The organism is Streptacidiphilus sp. MAP12-33 (assembly GCF_041261265.1).
Lineage (GTDB): Bacteria > Actinomycetota > Actinomycetes > Streptomycetales > Streptomycetaceae > Streptacidiphilus.
Map to the genome: position 1 here is coordinate 182,593 of NZ_JBGCCA010000007.1, position 21,441 is coordinate 204,033.

The 21,441-nt window shown below is 73.0% G+C and carries 18 protein-coding genes; 11 read left to right on the forward strand and 7 right to left on the reverse strand.

What is annotated here, in order from left to right:
- Positions 1-58 precede the first annotated feature (58 nt).
- Together ABH931_RS10085 and ABH931_RS10090 are read left to right on the forward strand one after the other, a co-directional pair.
- A complete protein-coding gene (locus tag ABH931_RS10085) occupies positions 59-1,363 on the forward strand; it encodes a glycoside hydrolase family 3 N-terminal domain-containing protein (protein WP_370111985.1) in 1,305 nt (434 codons plus the stop codon).
- Between the two features lie 251 nt (positions 1,364-1,614).
- On the forward strand, positions 1,615-3,675 hold the full coding sequence (locus ABH931_RS10090; protein WP_370111986.1) for an FUSC family protein: 2,061 nt from the start codon (positions 1,615-1,617) through the stop codon (positions 3,673-3,675).
- 195 nt (positions 3,676-3,870) lie between these two features.
- On the opposite strand, the gene ABH931_RS10095 is transcribed toward ABH931_RS10090, so the two are convergent.
- Positions 3,871-5,379: a methionine--tRNA ligase gene (locus tag ABH931_RS10095; protein ID WP_370111987.1), complete on the reverse strand. Its 1,509-nt coding sequence runs from the start codon at positions 5,377-5,379 to the stop codon at positions 3,871-3,873.
- A gap of 217 nt (positions 5,380-5,596) precedes the next feature.
- Positions 5,597-5,830: a hypothetical protein gene (locus ABH931_RS10100; RefSeq protein WP_370111988.1), complete on the reverse strand. Its 234-nt coding sequence runs from the start codon at positions 5,828-5,830 to the stop codon at positions 5,597-5,599.
- Positions 5,831-5,965: 135 nt separating this feature from the next.
- Here ABH931_RS10100 and ABH931_RS10105 point away from each other — a divergent pair, with 135 nt between their 5' ends.
- Positions 5,966-6,925 carry an asparaginase gene (locus ABH931_RS10105; protein WP_370111989.1) on the forward strand — a complete coding sequence of 320 codons (960 nt, stop codon included), beginning with the start codon at positions 5,966-5,968 and terminating at the stop codon, positions 6,923-6,925.
- Positions 6,926-6,944: 19 nt separating this feature from the next.
- Here ABH931_RS10105 and ABH931_RS10110 read toward each other — a convergent pair whose 3' ends face one another.
- Entirely contained in the window at positions 6,945-8,588 is a 1,644-nt protein-coding gene (locus tag ABH931_RS10110; protein ID WP_370111990.1) for a multicopper oxidase family protein, read from the reverse strand.
- A 302-nt stretch (positions 8,589-8,890) separates the two neighbouring features.
- Here ABH931_RS10110 and ABH931_RS10115 point away from each other — a divergent pair, with 302 nt between their 5' ends.
- On the forward strand, positions 8,891-10,213 hold the full coding sequence (locus tag ABH931_RS10115; RefSeq protein ID WP_370111991.1) for an MFS transporter: 1,323 nt from the start codon (positions 8,891-8,893) through the stop codon (positions 10,211-10,213).
- 42 nt (positions 10,214-10,255) lie between these two features.
- A complete protein-coding gene (locus tag ABH931_RS10120) occupies positions 10,256-11,008 on the forward strand; it encodes a hypothetical protein (protein ID WP_370111992.1) in 753 nt (250 codons plus the stop codon).
- 21 nt (positions 11,009-11,029) lie between these two features.
- On the opposite strand, the gene ABH931_RS10125 is transcribed toward ABH931_RS10120, so the two are convergent.
- Positions 11,030-11,509, reverse strand: coding sequence for a hypothetical protein (locus ABH931_RS10125; protein ID WP_370111993.1), 480 nt, complete (start codon positions 11,507-11,509; stop codon positions 11,030-11,032).
- 152 nt (positions 11,510-11,661) lie between these two features.
- Positions 11,662-12,903 (reverse strand): acyl-CoA dehydrogenase family protein, encoded by a 1,242-nt coding sequence (locus ABH931_RS10130; protein ID WP_370111994.1) that lies wholly within the window; start codon positions 12,901-12,903, stop codon positions 11,662-11,664.
- Between the two features lie 106 nt (positions 12,904-13,009).
- Here ABH931_RS10130 and ABH931_RS10135 point away from each other — a divergent pair, with 106 nt between their 5' ends.
- A complete protein-coding gene (locus ABH931_RS10135) occupies positions 13,010-13,642 on the forward strand; it encodes a TetR family transcriptional regulator (protein ID WP_370111995.1) in 633 nt (210 codons plus the stop codon).
- 210 nt (positions 13,643-13,852) lie between these two features.
- Here ABH931_RS10135 and ABH931_RS10140 read toward each other — a convergent pair whose 3' ends face one another.
- Together ABH931_RS10140 and def are read right to left on the reverse strand one after the other, a co-directional pair.
- Positions 13,853-14,701 carry a GNAT family N-acetyltransferase gene (locus ABH931_RS10140; protein ID WP_370111996.1) on the reverse strand — a complete coding sequence of 283 codons (849 nt, stop codon included), beginning with the start codon at positions 14,699-14,701 and terminating at the stop codon, positions 13,853-13,855.
- Complete coding sequence (gene def / locus ABH931_RS10145; protein ID WP_370111997.1) at positions 14,698-15,261, reverse strand: peptide deformylase; 564 nt, start codon at positions 15,259-15,261, stop codon at positions 14,698-14,700. The genes ABH931_RS10140 and def overlap by 4 nt, the downstream gene beginning before the upstream one ends.
- Before the next feature lie 172 nt (positions 15,262-15,433).
- Between def and ABH931_RS10150 the strand changes: the two genes are divergently transcribed.
- From ABH931_RS10150 to ABH931_RS10170, 5 genes are all read left to right on the forward strand, one after another.
- Positions 15,434-16,696 (forward strand): MurT ligase domain-containing protein, encoded by a 1,263-nt coding sequence (locus tag ABH931_RS10150; RefSeq protein WP_370111998.1) that lies wholly within the window; start codon positions 15,434-15,436, stop codon positions 16,694-16,696.
- A gap of 37 nt (positions 16,697-16,733) precedes the next feature.
- Positions 16,734-17,465, forward strand: coding sequence for a type 1 glutamine amidotransferase (locus tag ABH931_RS10155; protein ID WP_370111999.1), 732 nt, complete (start codon positions 16,734-16,736; stop codon positions 17,463-17,465).
- A gap of 274 nt (positions 17,466-17,739) precedes the next feature.
- On the forward strand, positions 17,740-18,765 hold the full coding sequence (locus tag ABH931_RS10160) for a 6-phosphofructokinase (protein ID WP_370112000.1): 1,026 nt from the start codon (positions 17,740-17,742) through the stop codon (positions 18,763-18,765).
- 53 nt (positions 18,766-18,818) lie between these two features.
- Positions 18,819-19,814 (forward strand): 2-hydroxyacid dehydrogenase, encoded by a 996-nt coding sequence (locus ABH931_RS10165; RefSeq protein ID WP_370112001.1) that lies wholly within the window; start codon positions 18,819-18,821, stop codon positions 19,812-19,814.
- 22 nt (positions 19,815-19,836) lie between these two features.
- Complete coding sequence (locus ABH931_RS10170; RefSeq protein WP_370112002.1) at positions 19,837-21,372, forward strand: FAD-dependent monooxygenase; 1,536 nt, start codon at positions 19,837-19,839, stop codon at positions 21,370-21,372.
- The last annotated feature ends 69 nt before the right edge of the window (positions 21,373-21,441 follow it).

Genomic DNA, 21,441 nt, shown 5'->3' on the forward strand with positions numbered 1-21,441 from the left:
CCCTAACCCGGACAGTAGAGGAGAAACGACTCTGCCCCCTGCCCGGAAGAGCCCTGCCATGACCCCCCGCCGCATCCGCACCACCCTGCCGGCCGCGGCGGCGCTGGCCGCCGTCGCCTCGGTGGCCGTCGCCGCCTGTGGCGCGCCCGCCTCCACCTCCTCCGTCGCCGCTTCCGGCTCCTCCGCGCCCGCGACCAGCCCGAGCGCGAGCGCCTCGCAGTCGCCCTCCGGTAAGCCGTCGCAGCCGTCCCGCTCTGCGCTGGGCGGCGGGTCCCCGGCTGCGGGCTCCACGCCCACCTCCGGCTCGCAGGACCGCGCCACGGCCACGCCGACCTGCACCAACACCACCAAGCTCGCCGGGTGGTCCAACCAGCGGCTGGCGATGATGACCCTCGCCGTCCCCGTCGACGAGAACGATCCCTCCGCCGTGACCTCCGAGGTCGCCGCCGGTGCGGGCGGCGTCCTGCTCTTCGGCAGCGCGGCTCCCGCCGACCTGGGTGCCAGGCTGTCGGCGCTGCGGTCGAACGTGCCGGACCACCTCGGCCTGCTGGTGATGACGGACGAGGAGGGCGGCGGCATCCAGCGGATGGCCAACCTCGTGGGCAACCTTCCCTGGCCCGCGTGGATGGGTGGCAACTGGAGCGCCGCGCAGATCCAGCAGGCCACCACGCAGGTCGCGCAGAAGATGGCCGCGGCGGGCGTGAACATGGACCTCGCGCCGGTCGTCGACGTGGACGGCACGAACGCCGCGCCCAGCGCGCAGAACCCCGACGGCTGGCGCGCCTTCAGCGGCAGCACGGCGACCGTCTCGCAGGACGGCGTCGCCTACATGAAGGGCATGATGGCGGGCGGGGTCATCCCGGTCGTGAAGCACTTCCCCGGGCTGGGCGGCTCCAGCTACAACTCCGACCTCGGCCCCGCGCACACGATCCCGTGGTCGACCGAACAGCAGGTCGGCGTGCCGCCGTTCACGGCGGCGATCGCCGCCGGTGCCCCGGCGGTCATGGTCTCCAACGACAGCATCCCCGGTCTGACCTCCTCCCCCGCCGGGCTCTCCCCCGCCGTCATCAACGGCGAGCTCAAGGGCAACCTCGGCTTCAAGGGCCTGGTCATCACCGACGCGCTGGACGCCAAGGCGATCTCCGCGGCGGGCTACTCGGTCCCCACCGCCACGGTCCAGGCCCTGCGGGCCGGCGCGGACATGGTGATGTTCAGCCTCGGCCCGGACGTCCCGGGCGTCACCTCGGCGACGGCGACCGCCGTCGCGTCGGCGGTCACCGACGGCTCCCTCTCCCGCTCCCGCCTCATCGACGCCGCCAACGCCGTCCTGACGACCCGCCACGTCAACCTCTGCCAGGGCTGACGCCAGGCAGGTGCAGCACCCAGGGGCGCGAGGCTCTGCCGATCTGCGGCTCTGCCGCGTGGGCGCGACAAGCCACCGTATGCGGTCAGATCCCGGGCGAGCAGGGCCATCCGCCTCAGGTCGGTTGCTCGCGCCGGGTGGGTTGCTCGCGCCCACGCAGGGGGCACCTCCGGGGCACCTCCCGGCCGAAGGCTGGGGGAGGAGCCGCATCGGCGGAGCCCCGCGCCCCTGAGGGACTAGGCTGACCTGCGATGTCCTCCTCATCGCCAGGCTCTGCCTGGTACCGCTCGCTGAAGACCGCGACCCGAACCGGACTGCGGGTGGAGCGGGCGACGAACCAGCCGCTCGCGGCGCTGCGCGGTGCCCTCGGGGTCGCGATCGCGCTCTTCGGCGCGCTCGCGCTGGGCGGGCCGGCGATGGCGACGTCCGCCGCGCTCGGGGCGCAGCTCTCGGGGATGGCCACGTTCCAGCGCAGCTACCGGCCCCGGCCCTGGCTGGCGGTGGCGACCGCGCTCGGGCTCTCGCTCAGCACGTTCGTGGGCTACTGCGCGTCGCCCTACCCGGTGCTGTTCCTCGCCGTCGTCGCCGTGTGGGCGTTCGCCGCGGGGATGGCCTGGGTCGCGGGGCAGACCGCGGGCATCCTCGCGTCGATGGCCGTCACCGTCATGCTCGTCGTGGTGACGCTGCCCGCGAGCGTGCCGCAGGCGGCCCAGCACGCGGGCGTGATCGCCGCGGGCGGGCTGATCCAGGCGCTGCTGGTGCTGGTCTGGCCGGTGGACCGGTGGGGCGCGCACCGCGAGGCCCTCGCCGAGGCCTGCGCGTCGATGGCCGACTACGCGCGGCGGCTCCGGCACGACCCGTTCGCCTCCTTCGACCCGGACCCGCTGATGCTCGCCCGCGAGGCGGCGATCGTGACGCCCGGTCAGGCCCGCTCCCGCCCGAACGAGCTGACCGGCGTCCGCTCCCTGGTCGAGCGGCTACGTCCGGCTCTCGCCGCGCTCGCGGACCCTCGGGTCGGCGCCGCCGAGGAGGGTCGGGAGCGCGACCGGGCGCGCGAGCTGCTGGCGGCGGCCGCCGAGATCCTGGACGCCGCGGCGCGCTCCATCCGCAGCGGGGACGGCGCGCAGGTGCCCGAGGCGGCCTATCGCGCCCTCGCCCTGCCGCCCGACGGACCCGTCCTGCACGGGCTCGCCCGGCACACCGCGCTGCGCCTGGTCGGTCTGCTCGCCGAGGTGACGGACGCGCTGGACTCCCCCGCCGACGACGACCAGCCGCGCTTCCTGCGCCGCCCCGGCGTGCGCGCGCTGCTCCCGCTCACCGTCGAGGCCCTGCGCCGCCACTGGACGCGACGCTCGCCGGTCATGCGGCACGCCGTGCGCGTGGCGGTCGTGGTGACGGTGGCGGAGGCGATCGGGCGGGCGCTGCCGTTCGGGCACGGGTACTGGGCGGCGATGACCGTCATGATGATCATGCGCCCGGAGTTCTCGCAGACCTACAGCCGCGGGGTCGCCCGGCTGGCCGGCACGGTCGTCGGGGTCGGGCTGGCCTCGGGGGTCATGGTGCTGGCCAAGCCGGCGCCGTGGGTCTGCGGTCTGCTGGCCGTGGTCGCGGTCGGCTGCGCGTACCTGACGATGCGGGCCGGGTACATGGCGCTGAGCGCGCTGGTCTCCGTCTACGTCGTCTTCCTGCTGTCCATGGACGGGCTCGTGCTGCGCTACACGGCCGAGGAGCGCGTCGGGATGACGCTCTTCGGCGGGCTGCTCGCCTTCGCCGCGTACGCGCTCTGGCCGACCTGGCAGACGGTCCGGCTGCCCGAGCGGCTCGCCGACTACATCGCGGCGGCGGGCCACTACTCGGCCGCGGCGCTGGAGGCCTACGGGGACCCCTCCCCCCGCTCCCGCCGCGCGCTGCGGGAGGCGCTCCTGGACCACCGCGGCGCGCGGGCCGCGCTGGCCGCGACGGAGGCCGCGGCGGCGGCCGAACCGGTCCGCGAGCGCGGCCTGCGGCCCTCCCAGCTGTCCGACGCCCGTGCGGCGATCTCGGCCGTGGGCCGCACCTCCATGCTGATCGAAGCCCACGTCCCGACGGCGGAGGGCCACTGCGCGGGCGCGAGCGCCTTCGCCTCGGTGGTCCGTGCGGAACTGGAGCGCACGGCGCTCGCGGTCCGCGCGGGCGGGCCGGTGGACCTCTCCGTGGTCCAGGACGCGTTCCGCGCGTGGTCCGCGGAGGCGGACGGCACACCACCGGAAATCCTCTTCGACGCCTCGATCCTCACCGAGGCCGTGACGGGCCTCCAGGACGCGCTGCAGTAGTCGCACCTGTTCCCAGCGGCGCGACGAACTACGCGAGCAACCACCGGCGTGCGGACGGCCCTGAACGATGAGGACCATCCGCACGTCAGTGGCGTGTGGCGCCCAGGCAGGGGGCACCTCCGGGGCACCTCCCGGCCGAAGGCTGGGGGCGGAGCCGCATAGCGGCACAGCCCCGCTCCCCTGGGTAGGTGCGACTCACTCGCCCAGCTTCCGGAACAGCGGGGTCGACTCCGGCAGGACGCCGTCGACGGGCGTGCAGCGGTGGACGATGCGGTCCGCCGCCGCCGGGAGGAACGGGCGGAGTTCCTCGCCCAGCGCGCGGCAGGCCGCGACCAGCGCGGCCAGCGCCGCGTCCAGGGGAGTGGAACGCGCGCCGTCGCGCTCGGACTTGGCGAGTTCCCAGGGGCGGGTGCGGTCGATGCAGCGGTTGGCCTCCTCGACCAGGGTCCACACCGCGGCCGCCGCCGCGCGGTAGTCGAAGGCGTCCAGGGCCGCGTCGACCCGGCCGGAGGCCCGCGCGCAGACCGCGCGGAGCTCCGCGGTCGCCGTGGTCTCCACCGCGACCTCCGGGACGACGCCGTCCCGGTAGCGGTGGACCATGGTGACCACTCGGTGGACGAGGTTGCCGAACCCGCCGGCCAGATCCGCGTCCGCGCGGGCGACCAGGCGCTCCTCGGTGAAGTCGGCGTCGCCGACGCGCGGCACCTCGCGCAGCAGCCACCACCGCACCGCGTCGGTGCCGTAGCGGGCGGCCAGGTCGGCGGGGTCCACCACGTCACCGGAGGACTTGCTGATCTTGCGGCCGGAGACCGTCAGGTAGTCGTGGACCAGCACCCGCGTCGGCAGCGGCAGGCCCGCCGACAGCAGCATCGCGGGCCAGTAGACGGCGTGGAACCGCAGCACGCCCTTGCCGGCCAGGTGCACGCGTTCACCGTCCCCGGCCCACCAGCGTTCGAAGTCCTCGGTCGGGGCGTCACCGAGCCCCAGGCTGGTCACGTAGTTGCCGAGCGCGTCCCACCAGACGTAGACGACCTGGTCCTCGTCGCCCGGCACGGGAATGCCCCACCCCCGCGCGCGGGCGCGACTGCGGGAGACGGAGAAGTCGCGCAGGCCGGAGTCGATCAGCGCGAGCACCTCGTTGCGGCGCGAGGCGGGCTCGATCCGCAGCGCACCGCTGGTGATCAACTCCCGCAGCGGCTCCTGGTAGCGGGAGAGCCGGAAGAACCAGTTCTCCTCGCTGACCTGCTGCGGTTCGGTGCCGTGGTCCGGACAGCAACCGTCCGTCAGCTCGTCGTCGGCGAGGAACGCCTCGCAGCCGACGCAGTACCGGCCGGTGTAGCTCGTGCGGTAGAAGTCGCCGGCCTCGGCGCAGCGGCGCCACAGGTGGGCGACGCCCTCGCGGTGGCGGGGGTCGCGGCTGGTGCGGATGAAGTCGTCGAAGGAGAGCGCGAGCGGCTCGGCGAGTGCCTCGAACGCCGCCGCGTTGCGGTCGACGAGGTCCTGGACGGCGACGCCCTCGGCCTCGGCGGCGAGCACGTTCTTGAGCGAGTTCTCGTCGGTGCCGCTGAGGAACCGCACGTCGCCGCCGCGCGAGCGGCGGTGGCGGGCGAGCACGTCGGCCTGGACCAGCTCCAGGGCGAAGCCCAGATGGGGGCGGGCGTTGACGTAGGGGATGGTGGTGGTGACGTAGTAGCTGCTGCTCATCGGGTTGATCTGCTCCTGCTCCTGCACTCGGCTGCGGCAGGGGCCTGATCCTGATGGCGACATGCAAGTGGCCCCTGGGTGGGGGCCTCGGTCAGAACGCGCGCGTGCGTCGCTCAGCAGCCCCGGGAGGGGCGCATCATTCGGCGGGTCGGCGCGTCGATCATGAGCGCAGGCTAGCAGAGCCCGCGGCACGCGGGCCCTGCTTTTTGCCCTCGCCCTACAGGTGTCCGCGCAGGAAGGCGCCGACCTCGGCGGCCCAGTGCGCGTACTCGCCGCGCATCGCCGCGTCGCCGCCGCAGAGCTGGGCGACTTGGGGGTCGGTGAGGCGGTCGGCGTTGTCCGCGGCCACCATGGTGGAGAGCCGCTCCATCGTCGTGGCGAGCCGCTCGGCGTCATGGTGGCTCAGCATGACCAGGCGCTCGGTGCGGCCGATGGTGGTGGAACCGGGCATGGGTGCCTCCCAGGGGTGGCTCGGGGTGCCTCGGACCGTTCCCCACCACGGTAGATCCGCCGCAGGGGATCCGCGCGACAGGCTCGGTAGGGTGGCCGGAGCCGCAACGGGGCGGCGACGAAGGGACGGGGCACCGTGGGCGTCACGCTGTTCGCCATGGGCGGCACGATCTCGATGGCAGGGGCGGACCGGTTGGACGGGGCGGCTCTCACCGCGGCCGTTCCGGGACTGGACACCCTCGCCGAGCCGCTGGACATCCGCGACCTTGAGCCGATCGGCAGCGGCAGCCTCACCTTCGAGCGGGTGCTGTCCCTCGCCGCGGCGGCGGCCGAGGCGGTGCGGGCGGGCTCCCCCGGCGTCGTGATCACCCAGGGCACCGACACCCTGGAGGAGACGGCCTTCCTGCTGGACCTGGTCTGGTCATGGGACGCGCCGCTGGTGGTGACCGGTGCGATGCGCAACCCGACGCTGGCGGGTCACGACGGCCCGGCCAACCTGCTGGCCGCCGCCCGCGTGGCCGAGTCCCGGGACGGCCGCGGCCTGGGCGTCCTGGTGGCGTTCAACGACGAGATCCACGCCGCGCGCTTCGTCCGCAAGACGCACGCCACCTCCACGGCGACGTTCGTCTCGCCCGACGCCGGCCCGATCGGCCACCTCGTCGAGGACCGGGTGCGGGTACTGACCCACCCGCCGCGTCGACGCGTGCTGCCCGTGCCGGTCCGCTCCGCGCGGGTGGCGCTGTACACCGTCACTCTGGACGACGACCCGGGTACCCTCGCGGCCGTCGCGGAGGGCCAGGACGGGCTGGTGGTGGCCGGGTTCGGCGTCGGGCACGTCCCCGCGGTGCTGGTTCCCACCCTCGGTGAACTGGCGACGCGGATGCCGGTCGTGCTGACCTCCCGGACCGGCGGGGGGTCGGTGCTGCGGAACACCTACCACCAGCCGGGCGCGGAGATCGACCTGCTGGGCCGGGGCCTGGTCGACGGCGGGTTCGTCCACCCCTACAAGGCCCGGGTGCTGCTCAAGGTGCTGCTCGGCGACGGCGCGACCTGGTCCGGGGACCAGGTCGCCGCCGCCTTCGCGCAGTTCGGGTGACGACGCAGGCGCAGGAGCGTCAGTCGACGACGTCGATGTAGCTCATCATGCCGTTGTCCTCGTGGGCCGCGATGTGGCAGTGGAACATGTAGCGGCCGGTGAAGTCGGTGAACGCGATCCGGATGACCACCTCGCCCGGCTTGCCGTTCTGCTCGTACGGCACCGGGATGATGTCCTGGCGGTTCGTGTAGGGCTGCGGGACCCCGTTGATCGACATCACCTGGAAGTCCGAGGTGTGCAGATGGAACGGGTGGATCTCGCCCGCCGTGTTGATGATGGTCCACTCCTCGACGGTGCCGAGCTTCGCCGGGTCGGCGAAGACGGAACCGTCGCCCATCATGAACTGCTTGCCGTTGATGTAGAAGCTGTTGCCGTCCGCGCTCTCGGAGAGGACGAGGCGGCGCTTCTTCGCGATCTTGGCGTTGGCCAGGTCCGGCGCCGCGGTCGGGATGCGGCCGGAGACGGTGGGCAGTCGGGTGGCCCCGGCCCCGTGCACGTCGAGGCGGAGCAACTGGGTGTTCGGGTAGCTGTCACCCTGCGGGCCGTTGGAGTACGCCAGCGTGCGCAGCCACGTCGTACCGGCGTGGGGGCCTGCCGTGACCAGGACGTCGAAGCGCTTGCCGGGCGGCAGCAGCAGGTCGGACTCGGTGCGCACCTTGGCGACGGGCGTGCCGTCCTCGCCGACGACGGTGAAGCGGTACCCGTCGAGGTGGAGGCTGTAGAAGATGTCCGCGCCCGCGTTGACCAGTCGCCACAGCTGGGTCTCGCCCGGACGGATCGACAGCACCGGCCGCAGCTGGCCGTTGACCAGCCGGACGGTCGGGGCACCTGAGTCGATCGAGGTCGTCGCGGTGTTCTGCACGAGCGAGCCGCTCGCGTCGATCTGCACGTCCTTGAACACCATGGTGTGCGTGGCGATCTGACGCAGCTTCGGCGGCAGCAGGGTGCGGTCGTCACCGACGATCAGGGCGCCGGACAGGCCGGCCGAGATCTGGTTCTCCACGTCGCCGGGCATGAAGGCCGTCGACGAGGCACCCGTCGACGAGGAGCCGGGCGCCATGGCGGGCATGTCGCTCATGTCGTCCGCGACCATCTGGCCGGGCTTGGGGCAGGTCGTGCCCATGGCGTGGCTGTGGTACCAGAAGGTGCCCTGCGGGTGGTTCTTCGGGATCGCCAGCTTGTACGTCAGCGACTTGCCCGGAGCCACGCACAGGAACGGGTCGTCGGAGACGCCCGTCGGTGAGACGTGCAGGCCGTGGAAGTGCAGGTTGGTGGCCACCGTCAGGTGGTTGACCAGGTGGATCATCACGAACGAGCCGGGCGCGACCCGGATCGTCGGCGCCACGAAGGAGCCGTCGTAGGACTGGCCCCACACGCGTCGCCCGGACAGGTCGAAGCGGGTCCGGTGCGCGTCGAGCGTGATGGTGATCCGCTGGGTCGCCGAGGTGTCGGCGTTCACCGGGTCGTGGAAGGCACGGCCGGAGACCATCCCCTTCTCCTGCTGCGCCGTCGTCGGCGGCTTCGGCGTCGACGAGGCCAGGGCCTGTCCCCCGAAGACCGCGCCGGTCAGGAGCGCGGCCGCGGTCAGCGCCTGGATCAGGCGCCTCGACCGCCGTATTCGCCGTGCGGCGGGCACGGTGGTGCCCACGGACTCACTGCCCATCAGTTCCCCCACAAGGAATGAATTCCGGGCAGGCTCGATTGACGCCCCCCGGCGACGAGTCGACTCAGACGTGAAGCAGACGCGATTCAGACGTGCTTCAGAGACGCCTCAGATGAAATTCAGAGGAAGCATGTCAATACTTGGGCGCACAGGCAAGCCTCAGGCGACTGCGGGCCAAGGCGCTCGGAGGCGGACGCAGGGCCCCGCGCGCCCTCACCACGCCGTCAACGCGCGTCCCGGCCGGCGGATCCACCGTCACCAGGGCCTCCGCAGACGCTTCCCGGCCTTCTAGGCTGGCCACCGTGGCAGACCTGACCTCCTCCCCGGGCCGAATCCTCCCCTCGTGGAACCCCTGGCTGGCCCGCTACCGCGGCCTGGTCGGTCTGTTGCTCACCCAGGCGCTCTCCCTCACCGGCACCCGGGTCTCGGCGGTGGCACTGCCGTGGCTGGTCCTCACCACCACCGGCAGCACCGCGCTGACCGGCCTGACCGCGTTCTGCGAGCTCGGCCCCTACGTGCTGGCCAAGGCGGCGGCGGGGCCTTTCATCGACCGGATCGGCCCGCGCCGGATCAGCCTGCTCGGCGACCTGGTGAGCGCGGCCGCGGTGCTGGCCGTGCCGATCGCGCACGCCGCCGGCGCCCTGCCGATCTGGCTGCTGCTCACGCTCGTGGCGATCACCGGCTCGGTGCGCGGCCCCGGCGACGCCGCGAAGGTCGCGATGACGCCGGACGCGGCGGACGACGCGCGGGTGCCGCTGGAGCGCGTCACCGGCCTGTCCGGCGCGGCCGAGCGGCTCGCCATCACCGCCGGGCCCGCGCTGGGCGCGGCGGCGGTCGCGGCGTTCGGCCCGGCGACGGCGCTGGTCTTCAACGCGGCCACCTTCCTGCTCAGCGCCGCGGCCACGGCCTTCGCGGCCCCGGCGCGCCGCGAGCAACCGGCCGCGCCGACGGCGGCGGACGCGGACGCCTCGGCGGACGCCGGGTCCGGGGCCGATGCCGACGCGGGTTACTGGCGACGGCTCGGCAACGGTTTCGTCTTCCTGCGCTCCGATCCGCTGCTGGCGACGGCCGTCGGGCTGACGCTGGTCACCAACTTCCTCGACTCCGCGTGGTCGGCGGTGCTCGTCCCCGTCTGGGTCCGCCAGCACGGGCTCGGTGTGGGCGCGGTCGGCGCCGTCTTCTCGGTGATGAGCGCGGCCTCCGTCGCGGCGGGGCTGCTCGCCGCGTGGCTCGGCGAACGGCTGCCGCGCCGCGTCACCTTCCTCGCCGGCTTCGTGATCGCGGGCGCCCCCCGCTTCCTGGTGCTCGCCCTCGGCGCACCGCTTAGCGGTGTCCTCGCCGTCTGTGCGGTCTCCGGCTTCGCGGCGGGGTTCCTCAACCCGATCCTCGCTGCCGCGATCTACGAGCGGATCCCGCGCGAGCTGGTCGGCCGCGTCATCTCCGTCGCCGACGCCGTCTCCTGGGCCGCGGTCCCCCTCGGCGGTCTCCTCGCCGGCGCGGCACTGGGCGCCGTCGCCCTCGGCCCGGTCGCCGCCGTGGCCGGCCTCGCCTACTGCACCGCCACCACCCTGACGGGCCTGCGCCCACAGTGGCGCGAACTGGACTCCGCCACCGTCGACGTTTGACGGCGGGTATCCCTCCGTAGCCGAACCGCGAGAGGAGCGCCCGTGTCGTCCATCGAGGAGAGCCGCCCGCAAGCGGCGGTCGACGACGAGGCCCTGGTCCGCGCGGCACGCCACCGGACCATCTACGACGTGGCGCTCGCGTTCTACGCGGTGCTGGCCGCCTTCGCGCTGGACGGCCCGCTCAAGGCGCTCGCGGACGGACTGGCCACCGCCCCGGCGGGGCGCGGCCTTACGGACTGGGCGGCCCGCCTGCTGACGCTGACCCTGTTGTTGCAGGCCGCCGTCTGGCTGCACGCCCTGGCCGTCTCGGTGGAACTGCGCGACACCCGTCGTGACCAGCGCCTCTACCGCAGCGCGGTCGGCCAGTTCTGGAGCGGCGTGGTGATGATCGTCATCCTGATGACGCTGGGCAGTTCCGTCCGGCTGGGGACCCGCGTGTTCCTCTCCGCGTCGCTGGCCTACGTCGCGTGGGGCCTGCTGTACTCAGTGGGGTCGCTGGCGCTCAAGCACCTCGCCTCCGACCCGGGCGGCCGACCGTGGTTGCGGCGCACCGGGCTCGCGCGGCTGTGGTCCAGGCGCCGCGGCACGGACACGCGGGGAGAGGACGCGGTCGAGGTGCTGAGCGCGCGGGAATCCCTCGCGGTCCTGTTCATCCTGGTCGCGCTGGTGGTGTGTTCACACCTCGCGCCGGCGCACGGTTGGCAGCAGTTCGCGCTGGCGCTGGCCTGGATGCTCGTCGTCACGACGTCGGTCGTTCTCGACTACGTCATGTTCCCTGCGTACTACGGGACCTGACGAGCACCGTCGTCGCCGCGGCTAGGTGCGGACCGCGGCGTCGACCTGGGCCTTGACGGTGCCGGACAGGGCGCGGTGGCTGGTGGCCGTCGCAGTGCCGGTGCCGCCCGGCGGGACGTCGCTCACGGTGACCGGGTCCACGTCCAGGACGTTGCCGTTGCTGTCCCGGAACGAGACGGTGATCAGGAAACTCGCCTTCGAGCCCGTGGAGTTGGTGACCTTCACCGTCGAGCTGACCTTGCCGCCGGAGGCGGCCGCGGGCTCGCTGACCGTCACGTCCTTCTTGACGTCCAGCCCACCGGCGACGGAGGCCAACGCCGAGGAGATCGCCGCGCTCGCGGACGCCAGCGCGCTCTGGCCCGCGTTCTGGGCCGCCGACTGCGCGGCGGAGGCCGCCGCGGAGGCGACGCCGCTCGCCTTGGAGCCGCTGCTGCACGCGCTCGTCGCGCCCAGCGCCGTCACGGCGAGAACCAGCGCGGCAGTCGTCCGCTTCGCACGCATCGAGAGCCCCTTCGTTCGCCACGGTCTCACCGGCACGCTAACCGCAGGTGATCACGTGGGCCCGTCGAGCGCGGCCGGCCGGGGGAACACGAGAGCGGCGGCCCCGCGCTCCGCAGTGCGCGGGGCCGCCGCCGACCTCGTCCTCCAGAGGGCTACCGGATCGGCAGGCCGGAGAGGGTACGGGCGATGACCAGGCGCTGGATCTCGCTGGTGCCCTCGAAGATGGTGTAGATCGCGGCGTCGCGGTGCATCCGCTCGACCGGGTACTCCCGGGTGAAGCCGTTGCCGCCGAAGATCTGGATCGCCTGCGCGGTCACCCACTTGGCGGTCTCACCGGCGTACAGCTTGGACATCGAGCCCTCGGCCGCCTCGAACGGCTGGCCGGTGGCGGCCATCCAGGAGGCGCGCCAGACCAGCATGCGGGCGGCGTCGATGCGGGTGCGCATGTCAGCGATGGTGAAGGCGATGCCCTGGTTGTCGATGATCGGGCGGCCGAACTGCTCGCGGGTCTTGGCGTACTGGAGCGACTCCTCGTACGCGGCGCGGGCCAGGCCGACCGCCTGGGCGCCGACGGCCGGACGGGAGGCCTCGAAGGTGGCCATCGCCGCGTTCTTGACCTGCTCGACCCGCTCGCCGCGAGCGACGGCGGCGGCCCGCTCGCGCGCCTTGGCCAGGCGCTCGTCGAGCTTGCCCTTGCCGCCGAGCAGGCAGTCGTTCGGGACGCGGACGTTGTCGAGGACGACCTCGGCGGTGTGGGAGGCGCGGATGCCGTGCTTCTTGAACTTCTGGCCCTGGCTCAGGCCCGGCGTGTTCGGCGGGATGATGAACGAGGCCTGGCCGCGTGCGCCCAGCGCCGGGTCGACGGTGGCGACGACCACGTGCACGTGGGCGATGCCGCCGTTGGTGGCCCAGGTCTTGGTGCCGTTGATGACCCACTCGTCGCTCGCCTCGTCGTAGACGGCGCGGGTGCGCATCGCGGCGACGTCCGAGCCGGCGTCCGGCTCGGAGGAGCAGAAGGCGGCGAGCTTCGGGTCGTCCGGGGTGCCGAACATCTCCGGCGCCCAGGTGCCGACCTGCTCGGGCGTGCCGTTGGTGACGACGCCCGCGGCGGCGAGCGCGCTGCCGACGATGGCGAGGGCGATGCCCGCGTCACCCCAGAACAGCTCCTCCATCGCGATCGGGATGCCGAGACCGGTGGGGTCGAACTGCTGCTGGGCGAAGAAGTCCAGCGAGTAGATGCCGACCTTGGCCGCCTCCTGGATGATCGGCCACGGGGTCTCCTCGCGCTCGTCCCACTCGGCCGCGGCCGGGCGGATCACGTCCCGCGCGAAGCCGTGCAGCCAGTCGCGGACCGCGATCTGGTCGTCGTTGAGAGCGAGGTTGAAGCCGGTCATAGGTGTGTCTCCCCGGGCGCGACGCGCTGACTGGATAATGGACCGCGAGGTGTTACCGTCGGTAACGTGACCACAGTTTGTTACTAGGTAGTAAGGATGTCAAGGCATGGTGAGCCCCGAGCGCGCTGACCGCGCCGACCGGCGCGAGGAGCTGCTGGACGCGGCCGACCGGGTGATCCGGCGCGAGGGCCCGCGCGCGAGCATGAACGCGATCGCGGCGGAGGCCGGCATCACCAAGCCGATCCTGTACCGGCACTTCGGGGACAAGAACGGCCTCTACCACGCGCTGGCCCAGCGCCACAGCGCGACGCTGCTGACCCGTATCCGCGAGGCGCTGGGCGCTCCGCTGGAGCGGCGCGAGCGGGTGGAGAACGTGATCGACACCTATCTGGCGGTCATCGAGTCGGCCCCCCAGATCTACCGCTTCCTGGCCCACCCCGATCCGGCCGCGGAGGGCCTCACCCCGGCCGGACCGCTGGCACCGACGTTGCAGTCGATCGCCTCCGAGCTGAGCGCGGCGATCGCCGCGCAGGTCGACCTCGGCCCGGACCGCGAGGTCCTCGCGGAGGCGTGGGGCCAGGCGATCACCGGCATGGTCCTGGCCGGCGGCGACTGGTGGCTCGAACAGCCCGACTTCCCCCGCGACCGCATGGTCCAGATCCTCGCCGACCTCCTCTGGGGCCGCCTCGCCGCCGCCGCGGACAACCCGTCCGCGACGAACAACCACAACGGACACTGAGCGGCACGGCCACCGCAGAGGCGCGGCCGCTCAGGCCGCCAGGAGCTCGGCGCCCAGCCGGACGGCCTCCGGCACCTCCAGGTGATCGTCCGGGGTGGCCCCGAAGTGACCACCGCGGTCGCGCCGACGCCTTCACGCCGACCTCGAACCCGCCCAGGCCCCCGCCCACGTCGACCGGCTGCCGCACGGACCCGGTGCCCGGCCCGGGCTCTAACGCGGAAGCTTCAGCGCCACCGTGCTGTGGGAGTGGGTGAAGCCCGTGCGTGCGTAGAGGGTGCGGGCAGGGTTGCCCTCGGTGACGGTGAGGGAGAGGGAGGGGTGGCCCTCCTTCGAGGTGAGGGCCAGGGCGCGGCGGAGCAAGGTGGCGCCGAGGCCCGGAGGGGCGTGCTCGGGGTCGCGGAAGAGGTCGACGACGGCCGGGCCGGTCAGGGCGAGGTCGGTGACGGGGTGGCCGGCGCGGGGGAGGACGGCCGCGGAGAGGGACGAGTCGCCGTTCTCGTGGCCGATCATGATGCCCGCCACCGGACGCCGCCCGTCGACCGCGACCGCGCTGCCCGCGAGCAGCCCGCCGAACAGCGCGCCCCGCGCCACCTGCGCGACGCGCTCGAAATCGCCCGCCGGGTGGTCGGGGTGGGAGCGCGGGTACGCGCGCCGGTGGATCCGGTGCAGGCGGCGGGGGCTGACCTCCTCGGGCGGGACCAGGGACAGGCCGGGCGGCAGGGTCGGCTCGGCCCAGGCCGGGTCCGCGGCGCGGAGCGCGAAGTCCCAGACGTAGTGGTGCGCGTGGCGGCCGTGGCTGAGCGAGGCGTCCAGCAGCAGCCGGGCGAACGCGTCCTGCGGGCCGGTGACCCGCAGCTCCGCCATCCAGCCGGGCAGGCGCCGCAGCACGGCCGCCGCAGCCCGCGCCGGGTCCACGTCCGGCGCCGGGCGCAGGTCCGCCGCCCACCAGAAGTCGTGGCCGCCGAGCATCCCGCGGACCTGGACGAAGTCGGCGACCGCCGTCCCCTCGTCGTCCACGACGGACCAGCGATCGGGATGGGCGTACCAGTCGTCCGTCACGCGTCGTGCCTACCCGCCGCACCCGGGACGTACCAGTCGGCGCGCCGCACGGCGCGCAGCGCGCGGGCTCGGCGCCAGCCGCCGAGCCCGTCGAGGAAGACGCCGCCGTCGAGGTGCGCGGCCTCGTGCTGGAGGCAGCGGGCGAAGAAGCCGGTGCCCTCGATCTCGATCGGCGCGCCGGTCAGGTCCTGGCCGCGGACGACCGCGCGGTCATGGCGCGGGGTCTGCGCCCGCAGGCCGGGCAGCGACAGGCAGCCCTCCTCGCCCGCCACGACCACACCGTCCGCCTCGACCAGGACCGGGTTGACGACGTGGCCCAGGTGCCGCTCGTCCTCGTCGTCGGGGCAGTCGTAGACGAAGACCCGCAGGCCGACCCCGATCTGATTGGCGGCCAGACCCACCCCGTCCTCGGCGTACATGGTGGCGAACATGTCCTCCACCAGGCGGGCCAGCTCCGCGTCGAAGGTCTCGACGCTCTCGCAGGGGGTGCGCAGGACCGGCGATGCCCAGGGGGTGACTGGGTGCACGACGCCGGCACTGCCGGGAATACGGGAGAGCATGGGAGGACTCTATGGCTACGGAGGACACCCCCGGCCGCAGCCCCGGCCCGCAGCCCTGGTCGGCCCCGGTCCATGGACGCCATCGACGCCGCCACGGATCGTGCCGGTAGGCTACGAGCAACCGGGGGCACACACGTCCCGCAGGCCGGTCCCCGCAGGAGGAAAGCAACCGATGTCAGCGCATCCCGATTCGGCCGCGCCCTCGGCCTCGCTGAACGCCCGTGCGAAGCTCGCCGTCACCGCAGGCAAGGCAGCGGCCGCCGTGTCGCGCGCCGCGGGACGTGGCAGCGGATCGGTGATCGGCGGACGGGTGGCGCTCAAGCTCGATCCTGACCTGCTGCGCCAGGTCTCCGCGGGCCTGGACGTGGTGCTGGTCTCGGCCACCAACGGCAAGACCACGACCACCCGCCTGATCGCCGAGGCGCTCAAGGCGGCCGGTCCGGTCGTGTCGAACGCGCTCGGCGCGAACATGCCGGCCGGCATCACCTCGGCGCTGGCCGAGAGCGGCGAGGCGCGCTTCGGCGTGATCGAGGTCGACGAGAAGTACCTGAACATGGTCGCCCGGGACACCAACCCCAAGGCGATCGCGCTTCTCAACCTCTCCCGTGACCAGCTGGACCGCTCCTCCGAGACGCGCATGCTCGCGGAGAAGTGGCGCGAGGGTCTGGCCGGCACCGAGGCCGTGGTCATCGCCAACGCGGACGACCCGCTGGTCACCTGGGCGGCCTCCTCCTGCAAGAAGGTCATCTGGGTCGCGGCCGGCCAGGCCTACAAGGAGGACGCCTGGTCCTGCCCGAGCTGCGGCGGCGTCATGCAGCGGCCGGACGACGAGTGGTTCTGCCCGAGCTGCGGCTTCCGCCGCCCCCAGCCGCACTGGGCGCTCCAGGGCGAGTTCGTGGTGGACCCGCAGGGCCAGCCGTGGCCGATCCGGCTCCAGCTGCCGGGGCGGGCCAACCTCTCCAACGCCACCAGCACCGCCGCCGTGGTCTCCGTCTTCGGGGTGCACCCCCAGATCGCGCTGCAGCGGATGGAGACGGTCCAGGCCGTCGCCGGACGCTACGAGTCGGTGCTGGTGAACGGTCGCGAGGTGCGGCTGCTGCTGGCGAAGAACCCGGCCGGCTGGCTGGAGACGTTCTCCCTGATCGACCCGGCGCCCGCGCCGGTGGTCCTCTCCGTCAACGCGCTGTCCGCCGACGGCACCGACACCTCCTGGCTGTGGGACGTCGACTACGAGCGGCTGGTCGGGCACCCGGTCTTCGTGATGGGGCAGCGCAAGCTGGACCTCGCGGTGCGGCTGGAGGTCGCGGGCGTGCAGTTCCAGGTGGTCGACTCGATCCAGCAGGCCGTGGCGATGGCGCCGCAGGGGCGGATCGAGGCGATCGCCAACTACACGGCCTTCCAGCAGCTGCGTCGCGACGTGGCGACCGCGAACTGACGCCGGCCGACGCGACTTGAGAAGAGGACACTCCGCCATGACTGACAGTGCCCTGCGGCTGGTCTGGATCTACCCCGACCTGCTGTCCACCTACGGTGACCGCGGCAACGTGCTCGTCGTCGAGCGCCGCGCGCGGCAGCGCGGCCTCCAGGTGGAGCGCATCGACGTGCGCTCCGACCAGCCGGTGCCGACCAGCGGCGACATCTACCTGATCGGCGGCGGCGAGGACCGTCCGCAGCGGCTCGCCGGTGAGCGGCTGCGGCAGGACCCGGGCCTGGGCCGGGCGGTGGAGAACGGCGCGATCGTCTTCGCGGTCTGCGCCGGGTACCAGATCCTCGGCCACGAGTTCATCGACGACCGCGGCGAGCGCACCCCGGGCCTCGGCCTGCTCGACGTGTGGTCGACGCGTGGCGAGGGCAAGCGCAACGTCGGCGACATCGTCGCCGAGCCGGACTCGCGCCTGGGCATCCCGACGCTGACCGGCTTCGAGAACCACCAGGGCATCACCCATCTGGGCCAGGGCGTCTCGCCGCTGGCGCGGGTGAGCGTCGGTGGCGGCAACGGCACCGGCGACGGCACCGAGGGCGCCTGGCGGGACACCGTCTTCGGCACCTACCTGCACGGCCCGATCATGGCGCGCAACCCGCTCGTCGCGGACCTGCTGATCAAGCTGGCCCTCGACGTCAGCGCGCTGCCGCCGGCGGACAACACCTGGTACGACGCGCTGCGTGCGGAGCGGATCGCGGCGGCCCAGGCGGCCCCGGCCTGACAGTCCGGTCGGGTCGGCACCGACGCCGACCCGACCGGCCGAGCGGTACCGGACCGGTACCGGAGCGGTTCAGCGACACACCACCAGACCTGGAGTGCCCGGCCCACCCAGCCGGGGCTCTAGCACCCACCCTCACACTCCCCCGCGGGGCGCCGACGGCGCCGCCCTGGCGACCGGGCTCCGGCATGACCGGGAGCCGACGCTCGGTATCATCGCGATAGGGTTGTTTTGTCCGATTTCCGGTCACCGCGCTCTGCTCGGGAGTAGTTGAACGATGCGTATTGGTGTGCTGACCAGTGGTGGGGACTGCCCAGGTCTGAACGCCGTGATCCGGTCCGTGGTCCACCGCGGAGTGGTGGACCACGGCGACGAGATCATCGGCTTCGTGGACGGCTGGCGCGGTCTGCTCGAAGAGGACTACCGCGAACTGACGCTGGACTCGGTCTCCGGCATCCTGGCCCAGGGCGGGACGATCCTGGGCTCGACCCGCGTGCAGCCGAGCAAGCTGCGCGAGGGCGTCCCCGCGGCCAAGGCCATGTGCGAGCGGCTGGGCCTCGACGGCATCATCCCGATCGGCGGCGAGGGCACCCTCAAGGCTGCCCGGATGCTGTCCGACGCGGGCCTGCCGATCGTGGGCGTGCCGAAGACCATCGACAACGACATCGCCTGCACCGACGTCACCTTCGGCTTCGACACGGCCGTCTCGGTGGCGACGGAGGCGCTGGACCGCCTGAAGACGACCGCCGAGTCGCACCAGCGCGTCATGGTCGTGGAGCTGATGGGCCGCCACACCGGCTGGATCGCGCTGAACGCGGGCATGGCCGCCGGCGCCCACGCGATCGTCGTCCCGGAGCGGCCGTTCGACATCGACAAGCTGACCTCCGTGGTCGGCGAGCGCTTCCAGCGCGGCAAGAAGTTCGCCATCGTGGTCGTCGCCGAGGGCGCCAAGCCCGAGCCCGGCACCATGGAGTGGGAGACGGGCAGCATCGACATCTACGGCCACGAGCGCTTCGCGGGCGTGGCCACCCGTCTCTCCGGCGAGCTGGAGCGGCGCCTGGGCAAGGAGGCCCGCCCAGTCATCCTCGGCCACGTGCAGCGTGGCGGGACGCCGACGGCGTACGACCGCATCCTCGCCACCCGCTTCGGCTGGCACGCGGTCGAGGCCGTCCACAAGGGCGCCTTCGGGCACCTGACGGCGCTCCAGGGCACCGACATCAACCTGGTCCCGCTCGCCGACGCCGTCGCCGACCTGAAGACCGTCCCGGCGGAGCGCTACGCCGAGGCGGAGACGGTCATCTGACACTCGGGGGCTCCCGACGAGCATCGGACGAAATGTCCGATTAGCGTGGCCGCATGGAGATCCTTGCGTACGGCGTCCAGGCCGACGAGAAGCCGCTGCTGGAGGCCGCGTTCGCCGGCCGTCACGAGGTGCGGTGTCTGGAGGTGTTCCTCAACTCCGACACCGCACCGCTGGCCGCCGAGCACGAGGTGATCAGCACCAGCGTCAACGCCCAACTGGACGCGACCACGCTGCGCACGCTCGCCAAGGGCGGGACGAGGATGATCGCGCAGCGCTCGACGGGCTTCAACAACATCGACCTGGAGGTCGCGGCGGAGCTCGGCTTCACCATCGGCCGGGTCTCCTACTACTCCCCCTACGCCGTGGCCGAGTTCGCCTGGACCCTGGCCCTGGCGGTGAACCGGCGCGTCATCCGTGCGGCCAACCGCACCCGGGAGTTCGACTTCCGCCTCGACGGCCTGATGGGAGCGGACGTCCACGGCATGACCGTCGGCGTCATCGGCACCGGCAAGATCGGCGAGTGCTTCTCCCGGATCGCCCACGGCTTCGGCACCCGGCTGCTGGGCTGGGACGTCGCCGAGAACGCCACCTGCCGCGACCACCTGGGCATGCAGTACACCTCCCTGGAACGGCTGCTGGCCGAGTCCGACCTGGTCTCGCTGCACGTCCCGCTGCTGCCGGACACCCACCACCTGATCGACGAGTCCGCGCTGGCGCGGATGAAGCCGGACGCGATCCTGATCAACTCCAGCCGCGGCGGCCTGGTCGACACCCACGCCCTGGTCGAGTCGCTGCGGGCGGGCCGGCTGCGCGGGGTGGGCCTGGACGTCTACGAGGAGGAGACGGGGCTGTTCTTCCTCGACAAGTCGCTGGTCGGCGTCGCGGACGACACCCTCGCCCGGTTGATGACGTTCCCCCAGGTGCTGGTGACCTCGCACCAGGCGTACTTCACCTCGACGGCGGTGGGACAGATCATCGAGACCACGGTGAACAACGTCGACGACTACCTGGCGGGGCGGCGGTCCGAGAACACCCTGGTGCCCCGGTAGACCAACTCCCTACACTGCACGCGTGACTGACGCGATCATCGTGGTAGGGGCCGGCCCTGTGGGGCTCACCGTCGCCCTGGAGCTCGCCCGCCGGGACGTCCCGGTCCGTATCGTCGACCGGCTGGAGGCCCCGACCACCGAGTCGCGGGCGATCCTGGTGCACAGCCGCAGCCTGGAGATGCTGGACCGGATCGGCCTGGTGGACGAGGTGATCGCCTCCGGTGTGCGCACCGACGCCATGGAGCTGCACGCGAACGGCGGGAAGCTGGCCCGGATCGAGCTCGGCGTGGTGGACAGCCCCTACCCCTACTCGGTGACGACCGCGCAGACGGAGACCGAGCGCATCCTCACCGCCGCGCTCGCCACGCACGGGGTCACCGTCGATCGCGGTGTCACGCTGACCGCGCTGACCCAGGACGACTCGGGCGTTCGGGCCACCGTGCGTCACGCCGACGGGCACGAGGAGGAGCTGACCGGCTCCTGGCTGGTCGGCGCGGACGGCGGGCACAGCGAGGTGCGGCACCAGATCGGCGCCGCGCTGGCCGGGTCGTTCAAGGGCGAGCGGTTCCTCATGGGCGACGTGAACGCGACCCACGACCTCGACCCGCACACCATGTACACCTTCTTCTCCCCGCACGACGGTCCGCTGCTGGTCTTCCCGATGCGGGGCGACCGGGTGCGGCTGATCGCGCAGGTCGCGACGACGGCCGACGGCCCGGCCACCGTGGAGTGGCTGCAGCGCGTCGTCGACGAGCGGTCCGACCAGCCCATCGCGATCCGGGACACCCGCTGGCTGACCACCTTCGACATCCACCACGCGCAGGTGCCGCAGTACCGGGCCGGACGGGTCTTCCTGGCGGGCGACGCGGCGCACATCCACAGCCCGGCCGGCGGCCAGGGCATGAACACCGGTATCCAGGACGCCTTCAACCTCGGCTGGAAGCTCGCCCTGGCGGCCACCGGCGAGGCGGGTCCCGCGCTGCTCGACAGCTACCACGCGGAGCGGCACCCGGTCGGCGCCAAGGTCATCGAGTTCACCACGCAGCTGACCCGGGTCGGCACCGTGGCCAATCCGATCGTGCAGAAGCTCCGCAACACCGTGGCGCACGCCGCGACAGCGCTGGCGCCGGTCCAGCAGGCCATGGCCGACAAGGTCGAGGAGACCGCGCTGGCCTACCGGGGCAGCCCCGTCGTGATCCCCGCGCCGGGCCGGGCACAGCTCACCGGCGGCGACCACCTGCCGGACGCCGGCCCCGCGCTGCGAGCGGCGCTCGCGCGGGAGGACGGCCACGTGCTGCTCACCGTCGCCGCCCCTGGCGGCCCGCTCCCGACGGCGGCCAAGAGCGGCGCGCGTCAGATCCTGCTCTCCCTCGCGCCCGAGGCGACGGCGCCCGGCTTCGACGCGTCGGTGCCCGACCCGGACGGCCACGCCGCCGCCCGCTTCGGCCTCCCCCGGGGCGGCCGGGTGATGGTCCGTCCGGACGGCTACGTCGCCCTCGTCACCTCCCTGGACGACGAGGCCCCCCTGCGCGCGTACGAGGAGCTCCTGCACGGCTGAGGCCGTCCGGAGGCCCCGGTGCGGGGGGACAAACCGGACGGTTCTACTCTGGTGCGGTAGCTGTACGCG